The sequence below is a fragment of the Flavobacterium sp. LK-23 genome, from assembly GCF_058135255.1.
This window is the reverse complement of sequence record NZ_JBYUVT010000005.1, coordinates 91,553-109,524: the sequence shown is the minus strand read 5'-3', so window position 1 is coordinate 109,524 and position 17,972 is coordinate 91,553. Positions and strand designations below refer to the sequence as shown.

15 protein-coding genes and 1 pseudogene are annotated in these 17,972 nt (G+C 33.2%); 15 read left to right on the top strand and 1 reads right to left on the bottom strand.

Annotation, left to right across the window (positions count from 1 at the left end; all coding sequences use genetic code 11):
* Positions 1–43 precede the first annotated feature (43 nt).
* Positions 44–841: a DUF5694 domain-containing protein gene (locus tag AC3Y25_RS09785; protein ID WP_489902615.1), complete on the top strand. Its 798-nt coding sequence runs from the start codon at positions 44–46 to the stop codon at positions 839–841.
* 209 nt (positions 842–1,050) lie between these two features.
* Here the strand turns inward: AC3Y25_RS09785 and sucC are convergent, their stop codons facing one another.
* Positions 1,051–2,244 carry an ADP-forming succinate--CoA ligase subunit beta gene (gene sucC, locus AC3Y25_RS09780; RefSeq protein ID WP_095931350.1) on the bottom strand — a complete coding sequence of 398 codons (1,194 nt, stop codon included), beginning with the start codon at positions 2,242–2,244 and terminating at the stop codon, positions 1,051–1,053.
* A 416-nt stretch (positions 2,245–2,660) separates the two neighbouring features.
* Here sucC and gltB point away from each other — a divergent pair, with 416 nt between their 5' ends.
* From gltB to AC3Y25_RS09710, 14 genes and pseudogenes are all read left to right on the top strand, one after another.
* Positions 2,661–7,178: a glutamate synthase large subunit gene (gene gltB / locus AC3Y25_RS09775; protein WP_489902614.1), complete on the top strand. Its 4,518-nt coding sequence runs from the start codon at positions 2,661–2,663 to the stop codon at positions 7,176–7,178.
* 171 nt (positions 7,179–7,349) lie between these two features.
* Complete coding sequence (locus AC3Y25_RS09770) at positions 7,350–8,804, top strand: glutamate synthase subunit beta (RefSeq protein ID WP_012024227.1); 1,455 nt, start codon at positions 7,350–7,352, stop codon at positions 8,802–8,804.
* Between the two features lie 725 nt (positions 8,805–9,529).
* Positions 9,530–10,756: pseudogene (gene lysA / locus AC3Y25_RS09765) on the top strand (diaminopimelate decarboxylase); the annotation flags it as partial.
* 180 nt (positions 10,757–10,936) lie between these two features.
* Entirely contained in the window at positions 10,937–11,410 is a 474-nt protein-coding gene (locus tag AC3Y25_RS09760) for a DUF6934 family protein (protein ID WP_489902613.1), read from the top strand.
* The gene (locus AC3Y25_RS09755; RefSeq protein WP_379797463.1) at positions 11,407–11,562 is read left to right on the top strand and encodes a hypothetical protein; all 156 of its coding nucleotides are present in this window, start codon (positions 11,407–11,409) and stop codon (positions 11,560–11,562) included. The genes AC3Y25_RS09760 and AC3Y25_RS09755 overlap by 4 nt, the downstream gene beginning before the upstream one ends.
* A gap of 196 nt (positions 11,563–11,758) precedes the next feature.
* A complete protein-coding gene (locus AC3Y25_RS09750) occupies positions 11,759–12,508 on the top strand; it encodes a hypothetical protein (RefSeq protein WP_489902612.1) in 750 nt (249 codons plus the stop codon).
* A 93-nt stretch (positions 12,509–12,601) separates the two neighbouring features.
* The gene (locus AC3Y25_RS09745) at positions 12,602–13,060 is read left to right on the top strand and encodes an SLATT domain-containing protein (RefSeq protein ID WP_489902611.1); all 459 of its coding nucleotides are present in this window, start codon (positions 12,602–12,604) and stop codon (positions 13,058–13,060) included.
* 215 nt (positions 13,061–13,275) lie between these two features.
* Positions 13,276–13,668 (top strand): helix-turn-helix domain-containing protein, encoded by a 393-nt coding sequence (locus tag AC3Y25_RS09740; RefSeq protein ID WP_489902610.1) that lies wholly within the window; start codon positions 13,276–13,278, stop codon positions 13,666–13,668.
* A 163-nt stretch (positions 13,669–13,831) separates the two neighbouring features.
* A complete protein-coding gene (locus AC3Y25_RS09735; RefSeq protein WP_489902609.1) occupies positions 13,832–14,134 on the top strand; it encodes a hypothetical protein in 303 nt (100 codons plus the stop codon).
* A 194-nt stretch (positions 14,135–14,328) separates the two neighbouring features.
* Positions 14,329–14,787, top strand: coding sequence for a hypothetical protein (locus AC3Y25_RS09730; RefSeq protein ID WP_489902608.1), 459 nt, complete (start codon positions 14,329–14,331; stop codon positions 14,785–14,787).
* A gap of 25 nt (positions 14,788–14,812) precedes the next feature.
* A complete protein-coding gene (locus tag AC3Y25_RS09725) occupies positions 14,813–15,265 on the top strand; it encodes a hypothetical protein (RefSeq protein WP_489902607.1) in 453 nt (150 codons plus the stop codon).
* Between the two features lie 267 nt (positions 15,266–15,532).
* Positions 15,533–15,898: a hypothetical protein gene (locus AC3Y25_RS09720; RefSeq protein WP_489902606.1), complete on the top strand. Its 366-nt coding sequence runs from the start codon at positions 15,533–15,535 to the stop codon at positions 15,896–15,898.
* A gap of 219 nt (positions 15,899–16,117) precedes the next feature.
* Positions 16,118–17,278, top strand: a complete 1,161-nt coding sequence (locus AC3Y25_RS09715; protein WP_489902605.1) for an acetyltransferase domain-containing protein — start codon at positions 16,118–16,120, stop codon at positions 17,276–17,278.
* 124 nt (positions 17,279–17,402) lie between these two features.
* Positions 17,403–17,966, top strand: a complete 564-nt coding sequence (locus tag AC3Y25_RS09710) for a hypothetical protein (protein WP_489902604.1) — start codon at positions 17,403–17,405, stop codon at positions 17,964–17,966.
* Positions 17,967–17,972: the final 6 nt, after the last annotated feature.

The following is a 17,972-nucleotide window of genomic DNA, read 5'->3' as shown; positions in this document are numbered from 1 at the left end:
AGTGTGCCTCTACGATATACATTATCCATAAAAACAAAAAATCATGCAAAAAATTATTCTATTACTAGCTCTTATAACATTTAACATGGCATCTGCTCAAACTAAGAAAAAGCAGATATTATTGGTTGGAACATTTCATTACGCCAATCCTGGTCTTGATGTTGCTAAACTAAACAGTTTTGATATCTTGTCTGAGAAAAGCCAAAAAGAACTCGAAATAATGAGTGACAAAATCAAAAAATTTGGTCCTGATAAAATATTTGTAGAATGGGAATTTAACGAACAGGCCGATTTAGACAAATTTTACAATAAAAATACCGACAGTCTTTTTAAAACTAACAAAAACGAAATAACACAACTGGCACTTCGGACGGCTAAAAAACTGAATCATAAAAAATTATACGGAATGAATCTCTATACTTCTTTTCGTTATGACAGTTTAATGATGTCAATGGAAAAAGCAAACCAACAGGATTTATTGAAAAGAAATAATGAGTGGAAAAAAAGAAATGAAAAAGATCATAATGAAAGAATAGCAAAAAGCTCGTTACAAGAACTCATGCTACATTACAATAAAAAAGAAACCGAAAATAGCAATATCCAATGGTATTTGGAAGTAGCCAATAGAGCTGGAAATCCAGATGATTTTACAGGAGCGCATTTAGTTTCAAATTGGTACAAAAGAAACTTATATATGTATTCTTTAATTCAGAAACTAACTGAAAGCACAGATAACAAAATAATGATTTTAGTTGGAGCTGGTCATGCTGCATTGATAAGAGAATTTATAACACATGATCCAGAATTTGAAATTGTGGATTTGGCGACTGTTTTGAAATAGTGTTTTTTAAACCGCAAAGCACGCAAGGATTTTTACATATAAGAATCTACATAAACGCAAAGTTCGCAAAGCTTTATCCATATAGCTTTGCGAACTTTGCGTTTGTATTAAGTTTTGCAGGATAGAATCCTTGCGTGCTTTGCGGTTAAATCACAAAAAAATCCACTCCTTTCGGAATGGATTTCTATATAAATTGATTTCTTATTTAATTAAGAAAGAGCAGCTTTAACTTGGTCAGCAGCTTCTTGGAATTGAACTGCAGATAAGATTGGCATACCAGAGTTGTCAATTAATTCTTTTGCAATTTCAGCATTTGTTCCTTGCAAACGAACGATAATTGGCACTTTAATAGCGTCTCCCATGTTTTTGTAAGCATCAACAACACCTTGAGCAACACGGTCACAACGAACGATTCCTCCGAAGATGTTAATTAAGATAGCTTTTACGTTTGGATCTTTCAAGATAATTCTGAAAGCTGTTTCAACACGTTTTGCATCAGCAGTTCCTCCTACGTCAAGGAAGTTAGCAGGCTCAAAACCAGCATATTTAATTAAATCCATAGTTGCCATTGCAAGACCAGCTCCGTTTACCATACATCCTACAGTACCGTCAAGGTCAACATAGTTCAAACCAACTTCTTTAGCTTCAACTTCGATTGGATTCTCCTCACGGATATCTCTCATTTCAGCATATTTAGGTTGTCTGTATAAAGCGTTATCGTCGATGTTAACTTTAGCATCAACAGCTAAGATTTTGTTATCAGAAGTTTTTAAAACTGGGTTGATTTCAAACATAGAAGCATCAGAACCAATGTAAGCATTGTAAAGTGCATCGATGAATTTAACCATTTCTTTGAAAGCATTTCCAGAAAGACCTAAGTTGAAGGCAATTCTTCTAGCTTGGAAACCTTGTAATCCAACAGATGGATCGATTTCTTCAGTAAAGATTAAGTGTGGAGTATGCTCAGCAACTTCTTCGATATCCATTCCACCTTCAGTAGAATACATAATCATGTTGCGTCCTGTACCTCTATTCAATAAAACAGAAACATAGAATTCAGAAGTTTCGCTTTCACCTGGATAGTAAACATCTTCTGCAACTAATATTTTGTTTACTTTTTTACCTTCAGGCGGAGTCTGAGGTGTAATCAACTGCATTCCGATGATTTGTTCTGCTAACTCTTCAACTTGTTGTAAGTTTTTTGCCAGCTTAACTCCACCACCTTTTCCACGACCACCTGCGTGAATTTGTGCTTTTATTACATGCCATCCTGTACCAGTTTCGGCAGTTAATTGTTTTGCAGCAGCTACAGCTTCAACCGCATTGTTAGCCACAATTCCGCGTTGTACGCGTACTCCGTAACTCGCTAAAATTTCTTTTCCTTGATATTCGTGTATGTTCATAATATAGAATTTGTCTGGTTCTGAATTTATTTCAGAATAAAAGTGCGACAAAAGTAACAAAATACAACTTAATAGTAAAATCTTTTTCAATTAAATAAATGTTATATATAGGTATTAGCAGTTGATAATTCTTCAAAGCAAACAAATCGTTAACGGAACAATTTGTTAATGTTAACACAATTCGCATAAAACGTTTGATATTTAACAAAAAATTCATTGGTTTTATTGGCCTACCGACGATTTTTCCTAATATATTTTAAGAGTAATTATATTTTTAGCAATTCGGGATGCTTAATATCATAATATTAATAATTAAGAATGCTTTTTCTAATATTACAGCAAAAATGAAAGCAAAAGCACTAATTCACTACATTATGTTTAACGAAATCTTTATTTTTGTAAAAAAAATATCAAGAATGAGAGTTAAAGAACAAGGGCTTTATCTGCCTGAATTTGAACACGACAATTGTGGTGCAGGATTTATTTGTAATTTGAATGGTATTAAGTCAAATGATATTATTCACAAAGCATTAGACATCTTAATTAAATTAGAACATCGTGGTGCCGTTAGTTCTGATGGAAGAACTGGTGACGGAGCCGGAATTTTATTCGACATTCCTCATGATTTTTTTAAGAAAGTTTGTGACTTTGAAATCCCAGAAGCGCGTGAGTATGCAGTAGGAATGGTTTTTTTACCAAAAAGCAAAAACCAGGTTTCTTTTTGTATTAATGCATTTGAAGCTACAATCAAAGACCAAAACTTAAAAGTTTTAGGTTGGAGAGATGTACCCGTTGACGTTGAAAATCTAGGTAAAATTGCCGCAGAAAAAGAACCAACTGTTAAACAAGTTTTCGTTTCTAAAAACGGACAAGATTTAACTGAACAAGAATTTAATGCAAAACTTTTTGCAGCTAGAAAAATTGCTGAACATGCCGTAAGAGGATCAAAAACTTCTGAAAGCCACATGTTTTATTTTACTAGTTTATCGACAACTACTATAATATATAAAGGTCTATTGATGCCAGAAGACATCAGCCGTTATTATATAGATTTGAAAGATCCAGACTTGGTGACTCGTTTAGCGCTTGTACACCAACGTTTCTCTACCAATACATTCCCATCTTGGGACTTAGCTCAACCGTTTAGATACATGTGTCATAATGGTGAGATCAATACACTTCGTGGAAACGTAAGCCGTATGCGTGCTCGTGAAGAGCTTATGCAGAGCAAAGTTTTTGGCGAAGACATTAAAAAATTATTTCCAATTATCTTAGAAGGAAAATCAGATTCTGCTTCTATGGATATGGTAATTGAACTTTTATTAATGACAGGTCGTTCATTGCCAGAAGCAATGATGATGGTTGTTCCTGAAGCTTGGGAAAAACACCAGACAATGTCTGCTGAAAAAAGAGCATTCTACGAGTTCAACGCTTGTATCATGGAGCCTTGGGATGGTCCTGCTTCTATTCCTTTTACAGATGGTAATGTAATTGGAGCTTTACTAGACAGAAACGGATTGCGTCCGTCTCGTTATACTTTAACACATAGCGGATTCGTAATTATGTCATCTGAAATTGGTGTATTAGACATTGATCCAGAAGATGTAATTCAACACGGTCGTTTAGAGCCAGGAAAAATGTTCTTAGTTGATATGAATGAAGGACGTATCATCGAAGACGAAGAAGTTAAAAAAGCGATCGTTACAAAACGTCCATACAAACAATGGGTTGATGAAAACTTATTGCCATTGGCTAGCGTTCCTTACACCAACAACCCTACTCCTGTTGAAAAATTAGATTTCTTAACAAGACAGCGTTTGTTTGGTTATACTATTGAAGATTTAAAAACAATCATTAACCCAATGGGTAGCGACGGAGCTGAAGCAATTAGTTCTATGGGTAATGATACACCTTTGGCAGTTCTTTCAGATCAGCCTCAGTTGCTGTACAATTACTTCAAACAATTGTTTGCTCAGGTTACAAACCCGCCGTTGGATGGTATTCGTGAAGAAATCATTACTGATATTAGTTTAGCGATTGGTGGAGATTTCAATATTTTCGAAATTGAATCGAAACAATGTAAAAAATTAAAAATCCAAAATCCAGTCGTTTCGAATGAGGATTTGGATAAAATTAGAAATATCGATCACCCAGATTTCAAATCGGCTACTATTTCTACTTTATACAAAATAGAAAAAGGAGTTAACGGTTTAGAACGTGCGCTTGAAAAATGTGTTCAGGCAACTTTTAAAGCGGTTGAAGAAGGATGCAACATCATTATCTTATCAGATAGAGGCGTAAGCGAAGAATTAGCTCCAATTCCAATGTTATTGGCTTGTTCTTATATTCACCACTCATTAAACATTTTACAAGTTCGTTCTAAATTCGGAATCATCATCGAATCTGCTGAACCTAGAGAACCTCATCATTTTGCTTTATTGTTCGGATATGGTGCAAGTGCAATCAACCCTTACATGGTAAACGAAATCATTCACGATCAAGTTGAAAAAGGTTTCATCACAAAAGTAAAAGCTGATTATGCTGTTGTAAACTACAACAAAGCGATTGCAAAAGGAATCGTGAAAATCATGAACAAAATTGGTATCTCTACTTTACATTCATACAGAGCTGCTCAGATTTTCGAGATTTTAGGTTTAAACAAAACATTTACTTCGAAATACTTCCCTTACACTCCATCAAGAATTGAAGGTATTGGTTTAATGGAAGTGGAGAAAGAGGTTAAAAAACGTTTCCAAAAAGCTTTCCCAAATTCAAAAGTTGCTAGTTTGCTTTCTCTTGAAATTGGAGGTATTTACAGATGGAGACGTGGTGGAGAAAAACACATGTTTAACCCAACCACTATTTCTAAATTACAACAAGCGGTTCGTTTAAACAGCCCAGAAAGTTATAAAGAATACTCTAATGCAGTAAACGAGCAAAGCTCAAACTTAATGACTATTAGAGGTTTATTTGAATTCAACAACTTAGATCCAATTTCTATTGATGAAGTAGAGCCTTGGACAGAAATTGTAAAGAAATTCAAAACGGGTGCCATGTCTTACGGATCTATTTCTAGAGAAGCACACGAGAATTTAGCGATTGCAATGAACAGAATTGGCGGAAAAAGTAACTCTGGAGAAGGTGGAGAAGATCCAAAACGTTTCCAGAAAGAAATTAACGGAGATTCTAGAAACTCTGCTATCAAACAAGTTGCTTCGGGACGTTTTGGTGTTTCGATCAACTATTTGACAAATGCTAAAGAGATTCAAATCAAAATGGCTCAGGGAGCAAAACCTGGAGAAGGTGGTCAGTTACCTGGAGAAAAAGTAGTGCCTTGGATTGCTGAAACTAGAAACTCTACACCTTATGTAGGTTTGATTTCGCCTCCTCCTCACCACGATATTTACTCAATTGAGGATTTATCTCAGTTGATTTACGATTTGAAAAACGCAAACCGTGAAGCTCGTATTAACGTAAAATTAGTTTCTGAAGTTGGAGTTGGAACCATCGCTGCCGGTGTTGCCAAAGCAAAAGCAGACGTTATCTTAATTTCTGGTTATGACGGAGGAACGGGAGCCGCACCATTAACATCTTTACAGCACACAGGTATTCCGTGGGAACTTGGTTTGGCTGAAGCTCAGCAGACTTTGATCTTAAACGATTTAAGAAGCCGTGTAGTTCTTGAGTGTGACGGACAGTTAAAAACAGGTCGTGACGTTGCCATCGCTGCTTTATTAGGAGCTGAGGAATTCGGTTTCGCAACTGCACCGCTTGTAGCTTCTGGATGTATCATGATGAGAGCTTGTCACTTAAATACTTGCCCAGTTGGTATTGCAACTCAGGATCCTGAATTGAGAAAAAATTTCAAAGGAACTCCAGAGCACGTAATCAACTTCATGTATTTTATTGCTGAAGAGTTAAGAGAAATCATGGCGCAGTTAGGTTTCAGAACGTTAAAAGAAATGGTAGGCCAATCACAAAAATTAAATGTGAACAAAGCCATCAAACATTACAAAGCAAATGGTTTAGACTTGTCTACAATTCTATACAAACCGGAAAAAGCAAAAACAGAACCAATTCACAATACAACTACACAAGATCACCAACTTGAAAATGTATTGGATTTTGATATCATCAAAGAAGCTATTCCGTCTATCTATAGAAAAGAGAAAACAAGAGTAACATTTAAAATTAAAAATACAGACCGTTCTGTAGGTGCTATTTTGAGTAACGAAATCTCAAAAATTTATGGCGCACAAGGATTACCTGATGACACTATTTTAGTTGATTTTGAAGGTTCTGCTGGACAAAGTTTTGGTGCTTTTGCAACAAACGGATTGTCGTTTAAAATTCACGGAAACTGTAATGATTATTTAGGAAAAGGTCTTTCTGGAGGAAAATTAATTGTAAAAGTACCTCCTACTGCAACTTTCAAACCTGAAGACAATATCATTATCGGAAACGTTGCCCTTTACGGAGCTATTACCGGAGAGGCTTATATTAATGGAATTGCCGGAGAGCGTTTCTGTGTTAGAAATTCTGGAGCAACAGCAGTTGTTGAAGGAATTGGAGATCACGGTTGCGAGTACATGACTGGTGGTACAGTAGTAGTTTTAGGAAAAACAGGAAGAAACTTCGCAGCTGGTATGAGCGGTGGTGTAGCTTATGTTTACGATCCAAATAAGAAATTCGATTCTACAGTTTGTAACATGGAAATGGTTGCATTCGATCCTTTAGAAGAAGAAGATCTTACGAAACTAAGAAAACTGATCAAAAATCATTCATTGTATACAAGCAGCCCATTAGCAAAAAGAATTTTAGCAGACTGGGAAAACCAACAACAGCACTTCGTAAAAGTAATGCCAACTGATTACAAAAAAGCATTACAAAGAATTGCAGAAGAGAAAAAAATAGAAGAATTAATAGCGGGATAAATGATTTTAGAATTCAGATTTTAGATTTTAGATTGAAATCAACCTCAAAGCTTTGAGAACTTAAAACTCTCAAAGAATTTAAAAAAGCCTTTGCGCTCTTTGCGGTTAAAAAAATTGGAATTTGGAATTTAAGAATTGGAATTTTAATCATTTAGATTTAATTAAAATGTCATGGGTAAAATAGGCGGATTTAAAGAATATAACAGAGCCGATGAAAGTAATTTAGCAGTAGCAGAACGTGTTTCTAACTACAACGAATTTACTATTCCGGTACCAAAAGATAAATTAAAAGAACAAGGATCAAGATGTATGGACTGTGGAATTCCTTTTTGCCACAGTGGTTGTCCGTTAGGAAATTTAATTCCTGACTTCAACGACATGGTGCATCAGGAAGAATGGCAAAGCGCGTTAGAGATTTTACAATCTACTAATAACTTCCCTGAATTTACAGGACGCTTATGCCCTGCTCCATGTGAGAAATCATGTGTATTAGGAATCATCAAAGATCCAGTTTCTATCGAAAACATCGAAAAAAGCATCGTAGAAAGAGGTTTTGCTGAAGGATGGATTAAACCACAAGCACCAAAAACAAGAACTGGAAAAACAGTTGCTGTTATCGGTTCTGGACCTGCAGGTCTTGCAGCGGCTCAGCAATTAAACAGAGCTGGTCACACGGTTACTGTTTTTGAAAGAGACAACGCTATTGGAGGTTTATTACGTTACGGAATTCCTAATTTCAAATTAGAAAAAGGAATTATTGATCGCCGTGTAGCAATTCTTGAAGCAGAAGGAATCACTTTCAAAACTAACGTAAACGTTGGTGTAAACTTCAGTGTTGAAGAATTAAACCAATTTGATTCTATCGTTTTATGCGGAGGAGCAACTGAAAGAAGAAGCTTGCCAACTAAAGGAATCGAAAGCAAAGGCGTTGTTCAGGCAATGGATTTCTTAACACAACAGACTAAAGTTTTATACGGAGAATCAATTCCAGATCAGGTTAAAGCAACTGGTAAAGATGTAATCGTAATTGGTGGTGGAGATACTGGTTCTGACTGTATTGGAACTTCAAACAGACACGGAGCTAAATCGGTAACTAACTTTGAGATTTTACCAAAACCTCCAGTTGGAAGAAGCGAGTCAACTCCTTGGCCTTTCTGGCCGTTGCAGCTTAAAACATCTTCTTCTCACGAAGAAGGTTGCGACAGAAACTGGTTGATTAATACTAAAGAATTCATTTCTAACGATAAAGGCGAATTAACTGGATTAAAAACAGTTGAAGTGCAATGGAAAATGACTCCTGGTCAGCGTCCAGAACTAATCGAAAAAGAAGGTTCTGAGAAAATCTGGCCTTGCGATTTAGCTTTATTAGCTCTTGGATTTACAGGTCCAGAGAAAACATTAAGCGAACAATTAGGCATCGAAACTGATATGAGAAGCAACTATAAAGCGCATAACTATCAGACAAACGTTCCTCACATTTTCACTGCTGGTGATATGAGAAGAGGACAATCATTAATCGTGTGGGCTATTTCAGAAGGTCGCGAAGCAGCAAGAGAAGTAGATTTGTTCTTAATGGGCTCTACCAACTTGCCTACTAAAGGAAAAGGAGATCTTCCTAGCCTATAAAAACCGAATAAAAATACAACACATACTACTAACAAACCCTTGAATTAATAATTCAGGGGTTTTGTTTTTGCTATAATTTTTTTCGCCACGACCCGAGCGATAGCGAACAGGCGAAGCAATTCACGAATTACTCTAATTCATATATGATGTTAAAAACTATTCTTTCCTTTAAATTTCACGAATTTCTATTTTTTTAATTTCTCTTAATTCGTGAAATTCATGACAAAACAATTCAACAGCATTTTAGAATTAGTCAAAAATTCGTGAATTCGTGGCGGAAAAATTTTCTCATTTTAAAGCATCACAATAGGCATTTTAATAAACATGGTTCCCGCTTTCGGCTATATCTCTCCGTTCCACTGCGAGGATACCGCCTCAAACGAAGTTCACTGAACACAAATCAAAATATATTTTTAGTGAAGTAATCGGGGCTAAATCCAAACATTTGGCTTCTTTTAAAAAATTGGAATAAAAATCCATCTAATCAGTGCAATCAGTGGCAAAAAACAATTTCAACAGCATTTAAGAATAAGTTAATTCGCGAATTCGAGACAAAAAAACTTAGTAACTTAGCATCCTAGAACCTTAGCACCTTTAAAAAGGTTATAAAATCTCAAAAACAGCAACTTTTTGTTTGAAATAAAACAATTTGTTATAATTTGTTATTTTTCTACAAATTATTTGCTGATAGATAAAAGTGTAATAACTTTGCCCAAAATGATTTAAAAATGCAAGCAAAAGATTTACTGCAGTTAGCAGACCAATTTGGCAGTCCATTGTATGTTTACGATGCTGAAAAAATCCAATTTCAGTACAACAGATTAACTAAAGCTTTCTCTAAGGTAGAAAACTTAAGAGTTAATTACGCCATGAAGGCATTGTCAAACGTTGCGATTCTACAGTTATTAAAGAACATGGGGTCTGGTTTAGACACTGTATCAATTCAGGAAGTTCAGTTAGGACTTCATGCTGGCTATGAACCCGAAAGAATTTTCTTTACACCAAACGGCGTTTCTCTAGAAGAAATCGAAGAAGTTGCCGCAATGGGTGTACAAATCAATATCGACAATTTATCTATTCTGGAACAATTCGGAACAAAACATCCACATATTCCGGTATGTATTCGTATCAATCCACACGTAATGGCGGGCGGAAACGCTAACATTTCTGTTGGACATATCGATAGTAAATTCGGAATTTCTGTTCACCAGATTCCGCATATTTTGCGAATTGTTGAAAACACAAAAATGAGCATCGTAGGTATTCACATGCACACAGGATCTGATATTTTAGATATCGAAGTATTCTTGTATGCTGCTGAAATCTTGTTCGATACAGCAAAACATTTCAAAGATTTACAATTCTTAGATTTCGGAAGCGGATTCAAAGTGCCTTACAAAAAAGACGATATCGAAACAGACATCGAAGAATTAGGTAAAAAATTATCTAAAAGATTCAATGCTTTCTGTACAGAATACGGTAGAGATTTAACCTTGATTTTCGAACCAGGAAAATTCTTGGTAAGTGAAGCAGGTCATTTCTTAGTAAAAGTAAACGTAGTAAAACAAACAACATCAACAGTTTTCGCTGGAGTTGACAGTGGTTTCAACCACTTAATTCGTCCAATGTTATACGGATCTTCACACCATATTGAAAACATCTCAAACCCAAAAGGAAAAGAGCGTTTCTATTCTGTTGTAGGTTACATTTGCGAAACAGATACTTTTGCAAACAACCGCAGAATTCAGGAAATTACTGAAGGAGACATTTTATCTTTCAGAAATGCAGGAGCATATTGTTTCTCAATGTCATCCAACTACAATTCAAGATACAAACCGGCCGAAGTTCTTTGGATGAACGGACAAGGAATCTTGATTCGCCAAGCTGAAACATTTGAAGATTTACTTAAAAATCAAATTCCGTTGCCAGAAGAAGTTGCTGCTACGGTTTAACAATAGAAAAAAAAGAGAATATCACTTTAATCCCGTTTCTTAATTGAGGCGGGATTTTTTTATTTCAGATTTTTGAGTTCAGATTTTAGATTGGTTTACATAATTAAGTTAATCTTCGCTTTTCACACAAATAAAAAAGTCATCTCAATTCATTATATTTGTACGAAATTTTTTATTTAAATGAATTACTGTAAATATGACCTTACGAAAGATGAATCATCCACAATATTTAATTTTGTAAGTGTTGGAATAAAAGGAAGTTTTAGAAAAGTGGTTGCTTACACTCCAACTAAAAACCCTTCTATCTATAATCTTGGTTTTGGAAACTTAAAATACGCCCCATCAATAAAAAAGTATATTATAGATGATCAAGTTATAAATGACAATGGAGACATTAGGATTGTTTTGGCAACTGTAGCCCAAACTGTATATGAATTTACAAAGACAAATCCAGAAATAGCAGTGTTCTTTAAAGGCAGTGATGTTAGAAGAACAAATACTTACAAAAGAGCTATAATGTTAAATCTTGAGGAATTATCAGAAACTTTTGATATATTTGGTGCCCGAATAATTGATAATGAGCAGATCATAGACGAACCATTTGATTATACAAAAGACTTTGATGGATTTTTAATTAAAAGGAAAAAAATATGAAACGTATAAAAAAAATAGTGAAGCTAAAAAGGATTACAAGTAAAAATCCAAAAATTGTAATTGACCCATCACTTAATGAACTTAAAGATATTAAGTTTAAATCTGGAAAACCAGACGAAATAAGTAAACTAGAGTTTAAATTAAGTTTTTAATCTCCTTAAAATATTATAAAAATCCCGTTTCTTAATTGATGCGGGATTTTTTTTGTTCTTCAATTTTAGATATTAAAATTCATCTTCAGTATTTGATACATTTATGCTTATAAATAAGTTAATAAATCAATATCCAATATTTAAAATTAATAAGAGTAAAATTATATTTTAGCAAACAAGTTTAATTAATTCTTCAATGAAAAACATAAAATTTATTTTGATATTTGGCATTATATTAATTCTAATTTCGCCTATAATTTTTACACAAATATCTAGCTTTATTGACTTTACAAAAGCTGAAACTAACAATATTGGAGGAACAATTGGAGGAATTACAGCACCTTTTGCCAGTCTTTTAGGCTCAATTCTAGTGTATTATGCTCTTAAAACTCAAATAGATGCAAATGCATTAATTCAAGAACAGCTAAAAGAACAAAAAGAAACTGAATTTGAATCAAAAGTTATAACATATTTAAAACAACAATTAGAGATTATCCGAAATGATATCGAGAGATTCCATTATATTGAAAAAACAAAAAAAAATGTTGGTAATGAAAAGATTGATATTGAAATAGTAAAAACTGGAAGTGATGCGATTTATAAATATCTTAAAATTTACGTTGTAGTAAAATCACATCACAATAGTGAAGATTTAGAGAGTGATGTTTATCAATTAAAACAACTAAAAAATTTGATCTTTTTTATCGATGATTTTATAAAATCAGTTATTTCTGAAAACATCCCAGAAAAAGACAAAACCTTATTAACCGCAAATATCAAATATTTATATGAAAGTAAAATAAAACTTCATTTTGATTATTTAGAAGAACACAAAAGTAGCAATCTGCAGAAATGCGAATTATGTGGAAATTATCATCAGGGAATTCCTGACGAAATTTATGAAATCATCTATTCAATAAATAATAATCTAATATCAACAACATAAAAATTTTGTAGAAACAAGCGATATACTCAGTTGACTGAGTGCAAACTTTAGTATCCACTTTAAGAATTATATAATTATTAAAAAACATACATTATGCTTACACCCCAACAAATGCTTGATGATTGGTACGAACGAATAAAAGTTACACAATTAGCGCACTATGGTTCTGCCGAACATTACGGCAAAAGAAAATTCCATCTTGGTGTTCCCGCCGTCATACTTTCTGCTCTCGTAGGAACAACTGTTTTTGCTACCTTACAAAAGCAACCTGAATTATGGTTACAAATAACTGTCGGTTTAGCGAGTGTAGCTGCTGCATTATTAACTAGTTTACAAACTTTTCTAGGTTATTCTGAAAAAGCAGAAAAACATAGGATAGCAGGCGCAAAATATGGAGCTTTAGGTCGAGAGCTTGAACAATTGAGAGCAGAAGGAATAACTGACAGTGAAATATTATCTAATGTACGCGCTAAACTTGATAATCTTGCTGAAGAATCTCCAAATAATCCTAAAAGTATTTATTATGGAGTTGGTGCAGAAAAACTTATTTAAAAGCCTATAGCCAAGTAAATTTACAACATAAAAACTTTGCGGGCACGAGCGAGACGCTCGCGCTAGCAACAGAGGGTAAACTAATTTTATTCATTCACTTTGTATCAAAAACTGTAAATCCATGCTAGGAACTTTAAGAAAGTTAATCTTTATGATTTATTTTTATAAGAAAAAACATATTTTTGTTTCGATAAAAATTAAATACCTTTGAAATTATGAGCACAACATCAAAACCAAAACATATCGGCAGAAACATCAGCCGAATCAGGGAACTTCGAGGTATGAAGCAGGAAGCGCTTGCGCAAGCAATTGGTACAAATCAGCAGGCAATTTCTGGTATTGAAGGAAGTGAAGCTATTGATGATTCTAAACTTTCAAAAATTGCAGAAGCACTTGGCGTTACGGTAGAAGCGATTGAGAGTTTTTCTGAAGAAAATGTATTTAATTATTTTAATACATTTAATGATTCAGTTTCAAACAGCAATTTTGGTCATAATAATATTTGCAATTTCAATCCACTCGATAAAGTTGTAGAACTTTACGAGCGTTTGGTTCAGGCTGAAAAAGACAAAGTGGAGTATTTAGAAAAATTACTAAAAGGAAAATAATACCTTAGAAATATAAATTTTACAAAAGCACAGAGATTTACTTTGTGCTTTTTTTAAGCCCAGAAACAAAATGTCATATCTTCTTCTTGCCCTTTTTATCGTCCTACTAAATTGCTCCATTTTTTATTTTCTAAAACCTGAAAATGGCTTAAAAAAAATACTTTTGTACGCATTAGCCTATTTTGTAATTGCAATAGTTTTTACCAAAATTTATACTTTACTAAACATCGAAGGAATGCCAAATGGCTTTGCGTTTTTTATCCTTTTAATGTTTAGCTGGTCAATCGTATTAATGCATTTCTTAAAAACCTTAAATAACAGAAGAGTAAATATTGCAAAACAATTACAGATAGAAAACAATAAACTTATTAATTCTTCTGCTTATCTCACACTTATTACGGTCTCTATAACTGCTTTTCAGTTGTATTTAATTTTATCAAAAACTATTAATGTTTTTAGAAGTTAGTTAGAATTTTAAAATAAACTCGTAAATAAAAAATGCTGGCACAAACGGAACACTAAATAGTGAAGTATAAAATTGACAAGAATTAAATATTAAAAAAAAATGCTAAAAGGAAAATAATTCCTAAAAAATAAAATTTTGCAAAAGCCCAAATATCTTTTTATTTTGTTCTTTTTTTTAGCAAAAAAATCAGTTAAATGACGGATAAAAACAAACCAAAAATTTATAGTGGAAATTATATTTTAACTTCTTCTGGAATTATGCTTATCGGATTTTTTATTTTCACTTGTTTTATGATCCATCAATGCATTCAACAAGGAAATAACAAATATTGGATGATTATATTTAGCTATGTGCTACTTTTTGCATTTTTTACATATCAAATGAATTATTTTATTTTAACTGATGAAAAATTGATAGTAAAAAATCCTGTTTGGTATTCAAAACTTATAGAATTCGATTTGAATCAAATCAAAGATATTACTATTATTCAGTCTTATCGCTCACCAAGATGCTTATATATTAAAACTGAAAGCGAAACGCAACTAGTGCGCGCAAGCAGTTTAAAAGATAAAACCTGGAAAAAATTAAAAAGAGATTTAGAAAACAAAAGCATTCTTATTCATGATAAAGTAGGTTTGCTCGAGAGTCAATAACTAGCAATCCCAAATCCTAAAATAAATGAAAATTACAATTCCCCTATTTACACTATTCCTACTATTCACAACAAATTCATTCAGCCAAACCCTAGCCGATTTAAAACTAAAACCAAAAGAAATTCCAAAAGGCGGTTATATGGTAAGCGATGGTAATATTTGCATAACGCCACAAGCTTGCAGTTTTTATAATGATATTGAAACGTACAGCAACATTGTTGGAACCATAAAAAGTAAAGCCATTCAGAGTTTTAAAAGCAAAGCAGATCGCGGTTCTATTATGTATTTTGAGTTTGATCATGTTTTTAAAGGCGATAGATTTCTGCAAGGTTTACTTTGGGGAAAAGCTGGTGAACCAACGCCTGAACATCCAGAAGAATATATAGCAAAAGGTCGATTTCTAGTAATTTGGAGTCTGCAGCCAGATAGTCCGTTAAAAGAAAAATCGGAAACTAAAGTCGAAGCACTTTTAGAATAAAAAAAATCCCGTTTCAATAAAGAAACGGGATTTTTTAATATATCTTAAAAACAGTTATTATACATTTTTTCGCAAAAACTTGAACAACAAATACAACAGATAAAATAAAAAGATGCAAAATGCAATATTTAAAAACTGCCAAATAAATAACCCAAACTGAAAATCATTAATTAATTTATCCATAATTTTATCTTTTTAAAGCTTTCATTTTCTGATAAGCAAATAAACAAAAAAATCTTACACTTTTAAAAATAAAAATTACAAAAAATGAAACCACAAGTACGAATCCTGATTTACTCTATTCTTTTCTTTTTATACCTTACTTCTACGCATTTTTTTCTTGAATTAAATGAGAAATTTAAAGGTGATGGATTTGTAACTCTTGGAGCTGGCTTTGGTATCCTGAATCTTATTTATGCTTTTACAGCCCTAAAATGGAAACCTTTACTTAATGTACTTTGCGCTGTCGGAATTGCGGCTTTGGCTATGTTTCTAGCTTTACAGTTTACCAATTTGCATCTGCTTGTAGATTATGATCCGTATCAGGTAAAAACGGCCATATTTGCGAATGCTGTTCTTTCTATTATTTTTTGGGAGATTGTGTATCAGGTAAAGATTAGAAAATCTAAATAAATATATTTTTCAATTGCCTCCAGCTTTAGCTGGAGGTTAATAATAAAGTCTTTCTCATAGGGCTTTAGCCAAATCTTTTTTTGGCTAAAGCCTTTTTTACTTTTATCAAATATACCTCCAGCTAAAGCTGGAGGCAATTCATCTACAATTACTAATATTACTTAAATACTTAAAAAATAATTCATTAGATTTACCCTTAAGTATTTAAAAATCAAACCCATGAAACGACAGCCATCAATCGACATTGTCCGCGGAATTGTAATGATTATTATGGCGCTTGATCATGTTCGAGATTTGATGCATGTTGATTCTATTACGCAAAGTCCAACCGATTTAACAACTACTTCACCTTTACTGTTTTTTACGCGTTTTATAACTCATTTATGCGCGCCTACTTTTGTTTTTCTGGCCGGAACTTCGGTTTATCTTTCGCTTCGAAACAAAAATAATGTTTCTGAAACCAGAAAGTTTTTACTCAAAAGAGGAATTTGGTTAGTTGTCCTTGAATTTACAATTGTCAATTTTGGTTTATTCTTCGATATTGGTTTTCATTCTCTTTTGTTTGAAGTGATTGCAACAATAGGTTTTGGTTTTATCATTTTAAGTGCATTACTGAAAATCCGTTCACAGACATTAGGAATTATTGGACTTCTTATACTCTTTTTTCACAATCTCACACCGCTTATTCCATTTGCAGAAAATTCGATTTTAAAAACTGCTTTAACACCGCTATTTAGTCCAATAGTATTTCCGTTTTCAGGAAGAGCTTTTATAATGGGTTATCCACCGATTCCGTGGCTTGGAATTATGCTTGTTGGTTTTGCAACTGGTAAATTCTTTGAATGGACTGAAGAGAAAAGAAAACAACTATTTACAAAAATTGGTTTAACCGCATTAGTCTTATTTATCATAATTCGTTTTGTAAACATTTATGGAGATTCAGCTTTATGGACCACACAAAAAAATGTCGTTTTTACTTTTTTGTCATTTATTAATGTGACAAAATATCCACCTTCTCTCCTATTTTGTTTAGCAACTTTAGGAATTATGTTTTTGCTTCTAGCATTTGCAGAACAATTCACAAACAGAATCAAAAAAGTGTCTTTGGTCTACGGAAAAGTACCTTTATTTTATTTTGTCGTTCATTTTTATGTTATTCATTTTCTAACACTTCTTATGCTTTTTGCTCAAGGTTTCAACTTTTCGCAATTTGAATTTGCAACCGGAACTTTTGGAAGGCCAAAAGGCATAGAAAGCGGTTTATCTCTTTGGTTAATTTATCTAATTTGGATTTTTGTTGTTGTCCTACTTTATAAACCTTGCCAATGGTTTGGAAAATATAAATCGGAACATACATATTGGTGGCTACAATACATTTAAAATTTATCAAAAGTCAGCGTATAAAATTCATTACGTCATTTAAGAACTACTAAAAAACACTTTAGATTCTGTACGTATTTTTTTATATTAGCCTTGAATTTTTCAAAGCCAAAATAATAAAATAATGAAAATCCAAACTTTATTGCTTTTGTCCCTAATTGTAATTTCATGTAAAAATGAAACTAAAACCGAAACACCCTCAACTACCCAAAAAGATATTTTAGAAGTCGCATTAAAACCGAAAAATAATGCTGAAATTAACATTGAGGAAGCTGATACATTGGTAATTTCTAAAAAACATAAAACCAACCAAATAAGTTGCGATTTAGACGGAGATGGAAAAAACGAACTCGTAGAAATTATCAGAAGTACAAAAAATGACAAAAGCGGCCTAAAAATAACTTTTGGAAATAATAAAAGAACAGATTATTTCGGTTTTGGAAAAAATGTTTTAGGTCAAGGATTTGACGAAATTGACTGGGTCGGAACATTTGAGAAAGCACCAAAAGGAGAAATCGTCTGGAACAATGTAAACGATGACGGTGAAATTATGGGCGAAGAAGAAGTTAAAGAAGAAGATAAAATAAAACTTCCAAATGATGGGATTTTTATTCATGCCGAAGAAAGCTGTGGAGGCGGAATTATTTATCTAAAAAACGGAAAATACGAGTGGATTCAGCAGGAATAAGCTCAT